General features: G+C 75.5%; 11 protein-coding genes and 1 pseudogene. 9 read left to right on the top strand and 3 right to left on the bottom strand.

All coding sequences use genetic code 11. From position 1 onward, the window contains the following. The first annotated feature begins 120 nt into the window (after positions 1-120). Together KBA23_RS03305 and KBA23_RS03300 are read left to right on the top strand one after the other, a co-directional pair. The gene (locus KBA23_RS03305) at positions 121-846 is read left to right on the top strand and encodes a precorrin-2 C(20)-methyltransferase (RefSeq protein WP_290736870.1); all 726 of its coding nucleotides are present in this window, start codon (positions 121-123) and stop codon (positions 844-846) included. An 11-nt stretch (positions 847-857) separates the two neighbouring features. Then, positions 858-1619, top strand: a complete 762-nt coding sequence (locus tag KBA23_RS03300) for a precorrin-3B C(17)-methyltransferase (RefSeq protein WP_290736872.1) — start codon at positions 858-860, stop codon at positions 1617-1619. Here the strand turns inward: KBA23_RS03300 and KBA23_RS03295 are convergent. Beyond that, positions 1586-2350, bottom strand: a complete 765-nt coding sequence (locus tag KBA23_RS03295; protein ID WP_290736868.1) for a cobalt-precorrin-6A reductase — start codon at positions 2348-2350, stop codon at positions 1586-1588. The genes KBA23_RS03300 and KBA23_RS03295 overlap by 34 nt on opposite strands. Here KBA23_RS03295 and cbiE point away from each other — a divergent pair. The 7 genes and pseudogenes from cbiE to KBA23_RS03260 all read left to right on the top strand — a co-directional run bounded on the left by cbiE (position 2345) and on the right by KBA23_RS03260 (position 8006). Continuing rightward, a complete protein-coding gene (cbiE, locus tag KBA23_RS03290) occupies positions 2345-3592 on the top strand; it encodes a precorrin-6y C5,15-methyltransferase (decarboxylating) subunit CbiE (RefSeq protein ID WP_290736866.1) in 1248 nt (415 codons plus the stop codon). The two genes, KBA23_RS03295 and cbiE, sit on opposite strands and share 6 nt — an antisense overlap. Further along, the gene (locus KBA23_RS03285; RefSeq protein ID WP_290736864.1) at positions 3577-3948 is read left to right on the top strand and encodes a cobalamin biosynthesis protein; all 372 of its coding nucleotides are present in this window, start codon (positions 3577-3579) and stop codon (positions 3946-3948) included. The genes cbiE and KBA23_RS03285 overlap by 16 nt, the downstream gene beginning before the upstream one ends. Continuing rightward, positions 3945-4709, top strand: a complete 765-nt coding sequence (gene cobM / locus KBA23_RS03280; protein WP_290736862.1) for a precorrin-4 C(11)-methyltransferase — start codon at positions 3945-3947, stop codon at positions 4707-4709. The genes KBA23_RS03285 and cobM overlap by 4 nt, the downstream gene beginning before the upstream one ends. Beyond that, positions 4706-5521, top strand: a complete 816-nt coding sequence (cobA, locus tag KBA23_RS03275; protein WP_290736860.1) for a uroporphyrinogen-III C-methyltransferase — start codon at positions 4706-4708, stop codon at positions 5519-5521. The genes cobM and cobA overlap by 4 nt, the downstream gene beginning before the upstream one ends. A gap of 68 nt (positions 5522-5589) precedes the next feature. Beyond that, positions 5590-6773: pseudogene (locus tag KBA23_RS03270) on the top strand (cobyrinate a,c-diamide synthase). Positions 6774-6780: 7 nt separating this feature from the next. Beyond that, positions 6781-7518 (top strand): precorrin-6A synthase (deacetylating), encoded by a 738-nt coding sequence (gene cobF, locus KBA23_RS03265; RefSeq protein ID WP_290736858.1) that lies wholly within the window; start codon positions 6781-6783, stop codon positions 7516-7518. Between the two features lie 92 nt (positions 7519-7610). Further along, positions 7611-8006 (top strand): RidA family protein, encoded by a 396-nt coding sequence (locus KBA23_RS03260; protein WP_290736856.1) that lies wholly within the window; start codon positions 7611-7613, stop codon positions 8004-8006. Here KBA23_RS03260 and KBA23_RS03255 read toward each other — a convergent pair. Beyond that, positions 7988-8728, bottom strand: a complete 741-nt coding sequence (locus tag KBA23_RS03255) for a copper homeostasis protein CutC (RefSeq protein ID WP_290736853.1) — start codon at positions 8726-8728, stop codon at positions 7988-7990. The genes KBA23_RS03260 and KBA23_RS03255 overlap by 19 nt on opposite strands. Continuing rightward, the gene (locus KBA23_RS03250) at positions 8725-9930 is read right to left on the bottom strand and encodes an MFS transporter (RefSeq protein WP_290736851.1); all 1206 of its coding nucleotides are present in this window, start codon (positions 9928-9930) and stop codon (positions 8725-8727) included. Before KBA23_RS03250 ends, KBA23_RS03255 begins: the two co-directional genes overlap by 4 nt. Positions 9931-9949: the final 19 nt, after the last annotated feature.

Here is a 9949-nt window from a genome sequence, read left to right as displayed (position 1 = left end):
GGTCTCATGCTGGCCGTTCGCTGGCAAGCGAGCTTGGCCGTCGCGGCGGGCGCTCGGTGCGGGCCGAGCTTTTCACCCCGCATGCGGGGTGAAAAGCTCAACCACCGCAAGGGTGCACTGATGAGCGGGCGGCTGATCGGGGTCGGAACCGGACCGGGCGACCCGGAGCTTTTGACGGTGAAGGCGGTGAGGGCGCTCGCCGCCGCCGACGTGGTGGCGCATTTCGCCAAGGCCGGGCGCGCGGGCAACGCGCGGGCGACGGTCGAGGGGCTGCTCGGGCCGGGCGTGGTGGAGCTGCCGCTGCATTACCCGGTGACGACCGAGGCGCCGCGGGGCGAGGCAGGCTATGTCGCGGCGATCGACGGGTTCTTCGCCGACGCGGCGGCGGCGGTCGAGGCGCATCTCGCCGAGGGGCGGTCGGTCGCGGTGCTGAGCGAGGGCGATCCGCTGTTCTACGGCTCCTACATGCACCTGCATGTGCGGTTGTCGCGGCGCTGGCCGACGGAGGTGATCCCGGGCATCACCGCGATGTCGGGGTGCTGGAGCCAGGCGGGGCTGCCGCTGGTGCAGGGAGACGAGGTGCTGACGGTGCTGCCGGGGACGCTCGACGAGCCGGAGCTGACGCGGCGGCTGCTCGACAGCCCGGCCTGCGTCATCATGAAGGTCGGGCGGAACCTGCCGCGGATCCGCAGCGCGCTGGCCGCGACGGGCAAGCTCGGGCGGGCGGTCTACGTCGAGCGCGGCACCATGGCCCGGACGGTGACGACGCCGTTGTCGGCCAAGGCGGACGACGTCGCGCCCTATTTCTCGATCGTGCTGGTGCCCGGCTGGGAGGGGCGGCCGTGAGCGGGTCGACCGTGAGCGGGCGGCTCGTCGTCGTCGGGCTCGGGCCGGGGCCGGCGGCGCAGCTGACCGGCGAGGCGGCGGCGGCGCTCGCGGCGGCCTCGGATCTCTTCGGCTACGGGCCTTACCTCGCACGGCTCACCCTCAGGGCCGACCAGACGGCGCATGCCTCGGACAACCGCGAGGAGCTGGCGCGGGCGAAGGCCGCGCTGGCGCTGGCGGCGGCGGGGCGGCAGGTGGCGGTGGTGTCGGGGGGCGATCCCGGGGTCTTCGCCATGGCGGCCGCGGTCTGCGAGGCGCTGGAGGCGGGGCCGGAGGCGTGGCGGCGGCTCGATGTCGCGGTGCTGCCGGGGGTGACGGCGATGCTGGCGGTGGCGGCGCGTTGCGGCGCGCCCCTCGGGCACGATTTCTGCGCGATCTCGCTGTCGGACAACCTGAAGCCGTGGCCGACGGTGGAGCGGCGGCTCGGCGTGGCGGCGGAGGCGGGCTTCGCGCTGGCGCTCTACAATCCGGTCAGCCGGGCGCGGCCATGGCAGCTTGGCCGGGCCTTCGAGGTGCTGCGTGCGGTGCTGCCGCCCGAGACGACGGTGATCTTCGGCCGGGCGGCGGGGCGGGAGGACGAGCGGATCGCGGTGGTGTCGCTCGACGAGGCGCGGCCGGGGATGGCGGACATGGCGACCTGCGTGATCGTCGGGTCGCCGGCGACGCGGACGGTGGCGCGGGGGGCGTTGCCGCCGCTGGTCTATACGCCGCGATCTGCGGAGCCCGCGACGTGATCGAGGCGGGCGAGCGCGGCCTCGACCGTCGCGGCGGCCTCCGGGCGGGTCGGGCGGTCGACGAGGACGACGGGCAGGCCGAGGTGGCGGGCGGCGGCGATCTTGCCATAGGTGGCGTCGCCGCCGCTGTTCTTCGCCACGACGACCTCGACGCCGCGGGCGGCGAGCAGAGCGCGCTCGTCGGCTTCGGCGAAGGGGCCGCGGGCGAGGAGGGTCTCGGCGCGGGGTGGCAGGTCGGCCGGCGCGACGGGTTCGATGCTGCGGACGAGGTAGTGGTGGTGCGAGGCGGCGCGGAAGGCGGAGACCTCCTGACGGCCGATGGCGAGGAACACCCGGCGGGGTGCGTCGCCGAGGGCCGCGGCGGCGGCGGCCATGTCGGGGACGCGGGTCCAGCGGTCGCCGGGGACCGCCTGCCACGGCGGGCGCTCGAGGACGACGAGGGGGATGGCGACGGCGGCGGCAGCGCGCACGGCGTTGCCGGAGATCCGGCGGGCGAACGGGTGCGTGGCGTCGACGAGGACCGCGACGGCGTGGGCGCGGAGCCAGTCGGCGAGGCCGTCCGCGCCGCCGAAGCCGCCGACGCGGACGCCGACGCGGGCGGCGGCGTCGGGGATCTCCGGCGCGCGGGTGCGACCGGCGAGGGAGAGGGTGACGCGGAGCCCCGGGCGCCCGGACAGACGGCGGGCAAGCTCGCGGGCCTCGCCGGCGCCGCCGAGGATGAGGACATGCATGGGAGCGCATCTAGCGACGTTCCGGCAGCGACGGCAAACCCGAAGTGGCTGGCGGTCGTCGGCATCGGCGAGGACGGGTTGGCCGGCCTCGGGGCGCGGGCGCGGCGGCTGATCGGCGCGGCCGAGGTGGTGTTCGGCGGGCGGCGGCACCTCACGCTCGCGGCGGCGCTCGTCTCCGGCGAGGCGCGGGCGTGGCCGAGCCCGTTCGATGCCGCGATGGCGGAGGTGCTGGCGCTGCGCGGCCGGCGGGTCTGCGTGCTCGCCTCGGGCGATCCGATCCAGCACGGCGTCGGCGCGACGCTGGCGCGGCGGCTGGACGCGCACGAGATGGAGGTGGTCCCTGCGCCGTCCGCGTTCAGCCTCGCCGCCGCGCGGCTGGGCTGGGCGCTGCACGAGACCGAGACGATCTCGCTGCACGGCCGGGCGATCGAGGCCATCCGGCCGCTGCTGCACCCCGGCAGCCGCATCCTCGCGCTCACCTCCGACGGCAGCTCCCCTGCCCTGCTCGCCCGGCTGCTCGTCGCCGACGGGTTCGGGGCCTCGCGGCTCTGCGTGCTCGAAGCGCTCGGCGGACCGCACGAGCGCCTGCGCGACGGCATCGCCGCGCGCTTCGCCGACACCGCCTGCGGCGCGCTCAACGTCGTCGCCGTCGAGGTCGTCGCGGCGCCGGGGGCGCGCGTCCTGCCCCTCGGCACACTCGACGACACGCTCTTCGAGAACGACGGCCAGCTCACCAAGCGCGAGGTGCGCGCGGTGACGCTCGCGGCGCTGGCGCCGCGGCGGGGGGAGCTGCTCTGGGACATCGGCGCCGGTGCGGGGTCGGTCGGCATAGAGTGGATGCTGCGCCATCCCTCGCTCCGCGCCGTCGCGATCGAGGCCGACGCCGCGCGTGCGGCACGCATCCGGCGGAACGCGGCGGCGCTCGGAACGCCGGGCCTCACTGTCGTCGAAGGCGCGGCGCCCGCGGCCCTGGCCGGGCTGCCCGCACCGTCGGCGATCTTCCTCGGCGGCGGCGGCGCCGATCCCGGCGTGCTCGACGCGGCGCTGGCGGCGCTGCCCCCGGGCGGGCGCATGGTCGCGAACGCGGTGACGCTCGAGATGCAGGCGCTGCTCGCGGCGACCGCCGCACGGCTCGGCGGTACGCTGACCACGATCTCGATCGCCCGCGCCGCCCCCGTTGGCGGCATGACCGGCTGGCGCCCGGCGATGCCGGTCGTGCAATGGGGATGGACGAAGCCATGATGGTCGCCGGCATCGGCTGTCGCCGCGGCGTCGACGCGGCCGAGGTCATCGCCGCCGTCGCCGCGGCGCGAGCCGCTCACGCCGCCATCGCCCTCGACACGCTGGCGACCCTGAAACGGGACGAGCCCGCGCTTGCCGAGGCGGCGCTGCGGCTCGGGCTGCCGCTCCTCGTCGTCGCGCCCGTGGACGACGCCCGCCTTCTCACCCGGTCGGACGCGTCGCGCGCCGCCACCGGCGCCGGGTCGGCCTCCGAGGCGGCGGCGCTGGCGGCGGCCGGCGCGGGCGCCCGCCTGCTCGGCCCGCGCCTGGCGGTCGGGCGGGTGACCTGCGCCATCGCAACGCGAGACGAGCCATGACCGTGCATTTCATCGGCGCCGGCCCGGGCGCCGCCGACCTCATAACCGTGCGCGGCCGCGACCTCCTCGCCCGCTGCCCGGTCTGCCTCTACGCCGGCTCGGTGGTGCCGCCGGAGCTCCTCGCGCATTGTCCGCCGGGCGCGCGGCGCGTCGACACGGCGCCGCTCTCGCTCGACGAGATCGAGGCGGAGTACCTCGCCGCCCACGCCGCAGGGCAGGACGTCGCCCGCCTGCACTCGGGCGATCTCTCGATCTGGAGCGCCGTCGCCGAGCAGGTGCGCCGGCTCGAGCGCCACGGCATCCCCTACACGCTGACGCCGGGGGTGCCCGCCTTCGCCGCGGCGGCGGCGGCGCTCGGGCGCGAGCTGACGATCCCCGAGGTGGCGCAGAGCCTCGTGCTCACCCGTGTCTCCGGCCGCGCCTCGGCGATGCCGTCGCGCGAGACCCTGGCAGGCTTCGGCGCAACCGGCGCGACGCTGGCGATCCACCTCGCGGCGCACGCGCTTTCCCGCGTCGTGGCCGAGCTCGAGCCGCTCTACGGCGCCGACTGCCCGGTCGCCGTGGTCGCCCGCGCCTCCTGGCCGACGGAGCGGGTGGTGCGAGGCGCCCTCGGCGACATCGAGGCCGCCCTCGCCGCAGCGCCGATCGACCGGACCGCGATCATCCTCGTCGGCCCCGGCCTCGCGGCGGAGGGCTTTCGCGACAGCGCGCTCTACGACGCGGGCTATCAGCGTCGCTTTCGCGGGCGGGACGGCGCATGAGCCGCGCCGTAGATCTTTGCGACGCCCTCGCCCGGCTGGCGCCGGTGCTGCCGGCCTTCGAGCCCGGGCACGTCTGGCTGGCCGGAGCGGGCCCGGGGAGCCTCGGTTGCCTGACCCTCGACGTGGTCGCCGCACTCGCCGCGGCGGACGCGGTCGTCTACGACGCGCTCGTCGATCCCGGGACGCTGCGGGCCGCCGCGGGGGCGGAGCTGCACTTCGTCGGCAAGCGCCGCGGGGCGCCATCGACGCCGCAAGACACGATCAACGCGCTGATGATCGAGCTCGCCGGCGAGGGTGCGCGCGTGCTGCGCCTCAAGGGCGGCGATCCCAACGTCTTCGGTCGCGGCGGCGAGGAGGCGCTGGCGCTCGCCCGCGCCGGCGTGCCGTTCCGGGTGCTGCCGGGCGTGACCGCGGCGTTCGGCGCGCTCGCCGACGCGCGGATCCCGGCGACGAGGCGCGGGGTCAGCAAGGCGCTGATCCTCGCGACCGGCCACGCCGCCGGCACGCCGGACGACCTCGACTGGCCGGCGCTCGCCCGGACCGGCCAGCCGATCGTGATCTACATGGGGCTCGCCGCCATCGGCCGGATCGCCGCGGCGCTGATGTCGGGCGGCCTGCCGGCCGAGACTCCGGCGGCGGTCATCGCTTCGGCGACGACGCCGGACGAGCGCGTCCTCGTCGCCGATCTCGGCAGCATCGCCGCACGAGTGGCGACGGAGGGGATCCGGGCGCCGGCGCTCATCGTCGTCGGCGCGATCGTCGCGTTGCGCGAGGAGCTTCTGGCGCTCGCCCGGAGCGAGGCGCCGGCGTGACGGGGCGCGCCTTCATCGTCGGTGCGGCGCGCTCGGGCTCGGGCAAGACCAGCGTTGCGGTCGGGCTGATGCGGGCGTTCCGCCGGCGCGGCCTTGCGGTCCGTGGCGCGAAGTCGGGGCCGGACTACATCGACCCGGGTTTCCACGAAGCGGCGACGGGGGCGCCCGGGGTGAACCTCGACAGCTGGGCGATGCCGCCAGCACTCCTCGACCGGCTGGCGGCCGATCAGGCGGCGGCGGACGTCCTCGTGGTCGAGAGCGCCATGGGGCTCTTCGACGGCATCCCGGCCGCCCCGGGCCGAAGCGGGGCCGCGGCGGACCTGGCGCCCGCGGCTTCGCCGCCCACGACCCGGCGGTGCGGATCGGCGGGGTGGTGCTGAACCAGGTGGCGAGCCCGCGGCATGAGGCGCTCTGCCGCGCGGCGGTCGAGGCGATCGGCCTGCCGGTCGTCGGCGCGGTGCGCCGCGACCCGGACATGGGGCTGCCCGAGCGCCATCTCGGGCTGGTGCAGGCGCGCGAGCACGCGGCGCTCGAGGCGTTCATCGAGCGGCTCGCCGACGTGATGGCGGCGGCGATCGACCTCGACGCGGTGCTGGCGCTCGCCGAGGCTCCCGGTCTTCGGTGCGACGACGGGCCCGGGGGCGACGGGGCGGCGCTGCTGCCGCCGCCCGGCCAGCGCATCGCCATCGCCGACGATGCGGCGTTCAGCTTCGTCTATCCGCATGTCGTGCGCGGCTGGCGCGCGGCCGGCGCCGAGCTCGTGGCGTTCTCGCCGCTCGCCGACGCGGCGCCGGACCCGAGCTGCGACGCCTGCTGGCTGCCGGGGGGCTATCCCGAGCTCCACGCCGGGCGCCTCGCGGCGGCGGCGCGGTTCCGCGACGGGCTGGGGCGGTTCGCCGCGACGCGGCCGGTCCACGGCGAGTGCGGCGGGTTCATGGTGCTCGGGCGGGCGCTCGAGGACGCGGACGGGGTGACGCACGCGATGACGGGGCTTCTCGGCCACGTGACGAGCTTCGCCCGGCGGCGGATGAACCTCGGCTACCGCCGGGCGCGGCTCATGGCCGACGCCCCGATCGGGCGCGCGGGGGCGAGCATCCGCGGGCACGAGTTCCATTACGCGCGGGTGATCGAACCCGGCAGGGACGCGCCGCTCGCCGAGCTCTTCGACGGGCAGGGCGCCGCGCTCGGGGCCGCGGGCGCGCGGCGCGGGCGGGTCACCGGCGCGTTCTTTCATGCCATCGCCAGCGACTGAGGCCCCCATGCTCGAGATCGTCGTCATCGGCATCGGCAGCGGCAACCCGGAGCACATGACGCTCGAGGGGATCGCCGCCCTCAACGCCGCCGATCTCGTGCTGATCCCGCGCAAGGGACCGGCAAAGGCCGATCTCGCCGAACTGCGCCGCGAGATCTGCGAGCGTTTCCTCGACGCTCGGGCGACCCGGATCGTCGAGTTCGACATGCCGGTGCGCGACGCAACGGGCGGCTACCGCGCGGGGGTCGACGCCTGGCACCGGGCGATCGCCGACCGCTACCGCGTACTGCTCGAGCGGGAGACCGGCGCCGTGGCGCTGCTCGTCTGGGGCGATCCCTCGCTCTACGACAGCACGCTGCGCATCCTCGACCTGCTCGCCGCGGACGGCTTGCCCTTCGCCCGGCGGGTGGCGCCGGGGATCACCAGCCTGCAGGTGCTGGCGGCGCGCCACGGCGTGCCGCTCAACGCCGTCGGCGGACCGGTGCAGGTTACGACCGGCCGGCGGCTCGCCGCGGCGCCGGGCGAGGCGGAATCCGTCGCGGTGATGCTCGACGGCGACTGCGCGTTTCGCCGCATCGATCCCGACGGGGTGACGATCTGGTGGGGCGCCTATCTCGGCATGCCGAACGAGATCCTGATCTCCGGGCCGCTCTCCGAAGTCGCGGAGCGCATCGCCGAGACCCGCGAAGCGGCGCGCGCCGCCAACGGCTGGATCATGGACACCTACCTGTTGCGCCGAGGCTGACGCTCGGGGCCGGCGCCGCGGCATCGGCGGTGTTGACGATAGGTCCGAGCGCTGCATCATTCATCTCTCGAAGCCAGCTCCGGGAGCAGCCCATGCCTGATCCGCGCCTGATCCGCTACGACGTCGCCGACCCGCAGGCCGGAGGTCAGCGGCGGCCCTTTGCGAAGGCTGTCAGGGCCGGGGATTTCGTCTTCGTGTCCGGTCAGGTTCCGACCGTCGGCGGCGAGGTCGTCCCCGGCGGGATCGTCGCGCAGACCGAGCAGGTGATCGCCAACCTCCGGAGCGTGCTGGAGGCGGCGGGCTGCACGCTGGCGGATGTGGTGAAGGTCACCTGCTGGCTCGACGATCCGCGCGACTTCTCGTCCTTCAACGCGGTGTTCGAGAAGCATTTCATCGACGCGCCCCCGGCGCGCGCGACCGTTCAATCCGCGCTGATGGTCGACGCCAAGGTCGAGATCGAGGCGGTGGCCTACAAGCCGCTCGGCTGAGCGAGCGCGTCGAGTGCTGCGCGCATCGCCGCCACCCGCGCGGCGTCGGTGCGCCGGGCGCCCGGCGGCTGGAAGCCGAAGGCGGCGACCTTTCCCGTAGGCGCCGGCAGCGGCGCGGAGCAGGAGGCATGGATCTCGGTCAGGGGCAGGCCGGAGAAGGCTGGCAGGATCTCGGGCGAGACGCCGGCGCCCGGCATGACGATGAGCCGTCCCGCCGCCGCCCGCGCCATCCGGCCGAGCCTGTCCAACCCGTCGACCGCCCGCGCCGCCCCTCCCGAGGTCAGGATCCGGGGGAACCCCAGTTCCACGGCGAGGGCCACGGCCTCCTCGGGATCGGGGGCGAGGTCGATCGCGCGGTGCAGCGTCATGTCCAGCCCCTCGGCCGCGCGGGCGAGGCGGGCCAGCACGGCGCCGTCGAGCCGCCCGTCGGCATGGTTCGCGCCAATGACCACCCCGCGGGCGCCGGCGGCGCGCAGGAGCGCGACCTCGGATTCCATCGCGGCGATCTCGGCGGGGGTCCAAACGAAATCGCCCGCCCGCGGCCGGATCATCGCCAGCGCGGCGATGCCTTCGCGCGCCGCCATGGCGACCAGCGCGGGCGAGGGCGTGAGCCCGCCGAGCGCCAGCGCCGAGCAAAGCTCCAGGCGGTCCGCGCCGCCCGCCTGCGCGGCCCGGAGGCCCTCGGGGTCGTCGACGCAGACTTCGAGCAGGATGCGGGTCATTGGGCCACCATGGGTTGCCGGCGCCAGCCGTCGAGCGCGAGCAGGAGGACGCCGCCGAGCAGGCCCGCCGCCCCCGAGATGGCCGCGGCCGCCGGATAGCCGCCAAGCGCCGTGCCGCCGGCGAAGATCCCGGCGCCGATGCCGGCGGCGAGGAACTGGTTGATCGCGATCAGCGAGGCGGAGAGGCCGGGCCGGCCGGCGATGAGGCCGAGCAGATAGGGGATCGGCAGGGTGATGATGGCGGCGGCGGCGATCCCGGCGAGGACGCTGGCGGCGTGAACCTGACCCATGCCGGGGGCGGTGGCCAGCGCCTGGAGATAGACGAGATAGAGGGTCATGCTCACGGCGAGCGCGACCGGCATGGAGAGACGCCGGCAGATCAGCGCCCAGACGAAGATGAAGACGATCTCGATGACCGCCACATAGCCGACGATGACGCCCACGTCGGCGGCGGTTCCGCCCGCCTGGCCGGTGACGATGAGCGGCAGCACCGCGGCGTTGACGTGCAGGACCGAGGTCGCGAGCGCCGTGGCGAGGACGCGGAGTGCGAGGCCGGGCGTGGCGAGCGAGCGGATATCGGCGAGACCGGCGCGCGCGGCGCCCTCCGGGCGCTCGCGGTCGGCGGGCAGACCGGCGGCGAGCACGGCGAGCGCCACGAGCGCGGTCAGCGCGGCGATCAGGTAGGCGGGGAGGAGCGAGGCGCGGCCGGTGAGGGCGAAACCGACGAGGCCGGGGACCAGCACCCAGGCGAGCGAGATCATCATGCGCAGAAGCGTCCCGACCTCCTCGGACTCGGCGGCGGTGAAGTCGGCCTCGTGGCTCTTCGCCTTGGCGAAGTAGAGCGCGTTCGAGGCGCCGTAGATCGCCACCGGACCCACCAGGGCGAAGGCGAAGACCGGGGCGGAGGGCAGGAGATAGACGGCCGCGAAACCGGCGGCCCCGAGGCCGGTGGTGACGAGGAGCGGGCGGCGATAGCTGGCGCGGCGGTCGGCGAAGATGCCGATGGCGACGCTGGCGAGCACGTTCGCCACGGCCGCGGCGAAGATGACGAGCGAATAGACGGCATCTCCCATGCCGAGCTCGCGGATCGCGATAACCGACTGATAGGGCGAGGTCGCGGCGCCGGCGAAGCCGAAGAGAAAGATCCCGGCGGCGCAGGCGCGCGCCACCGGATGGCGTCGGAGGATCCCGAGGAAGGGCATCAGTCGTGAACTCGCATCA

Source organism: Amaricoccus sp., assembly GCF_017995835.1.
GTDB lineage: Bacteria > Pseudomonadota > Alphaproteobacteria > Rhodobacterales > Rhodobacteraceae > Amaricoccus.
This window is presented reverse-complemented; position numbering and strand designations above follow the sequence as displayed.

What these genes read in the sequence shown, in the direction of transcription:
- KBA23_RS03305 (WP_290736870.1), top strand. Translation starts at nt 121, where the DNA reads ATGAGCGGGCGGCTGATCGGGGTCGGAACCGGACCGGGCGACCCGGAG.
- cbiE (WP_290736866.1), top strand. Translation starts at nt 2,345, where the DNA reads ATGCATGGGAGCGCATCTAGCGACGTTCCGGCAGCGACGGCAAACCCG.
- KBA23_RS03295 (WP_290736868.1), bottom strand. Translation starts at nt 2,350, where the DNA reads ATGCATGTCCTCATCCTCGGCGGCGCCGGCGAGGCCCGCGAGCTTGCC.
- KBA23_RS03285 (WP_290736864.1), top strand. Translation starts at nt 3,577, where the DNA reads ATGGACGAAGCCATGATGGTCGCCGGCATCGGCTGTCGCCGCGGCGTC.
- cobM (WP_290736862.1), top strand. Translation starts at nt 3,945, where the DNA reads ATGACCGTGCATTTCATCGGCGCCGGCCCGGGCGCCGCCGACCTCATA.
- cobA (WP_290736860.1), top strand. Translation starts at nt 4,706, where the DNA reads ATGAGCCGCGCCGTAGATCTTTGCGACGCCCTCGCCCGGCTGGCGCCG.
- cobF (WP_290736858.1), top strand. Translation starts at nt 6,781, where the DNA reads ATGCTCGAGATCGTCGTCATCGGCATCGGCAGCGGCAACCCGGAGCAC.
- KBA23_RS03260 (WP_290736856.1), top strand. Translation starts at nt 7,611, where the DNA reads ATGCCTGATCCGCGCCTGATCCGCTACGACGTCGCCGACCCGCAGGCC.
- KBA23_RS03255 (WP_290736853.1), bottom strand. Translation starts at nt 8,728, where the DNA reads ATGACCCGCATCCTGCTCGAAGTCTGCGTCGACGACCCCGAGGGCCTC.
- KBA23_RS03250 (WP_290736851.1), bottom strand. Translation starts at nt 9,930, where the DNA reads ATGCCCTTCCTCGGGATCCTCCGACGCCATCCGGTGGCGCGCGCCTGC.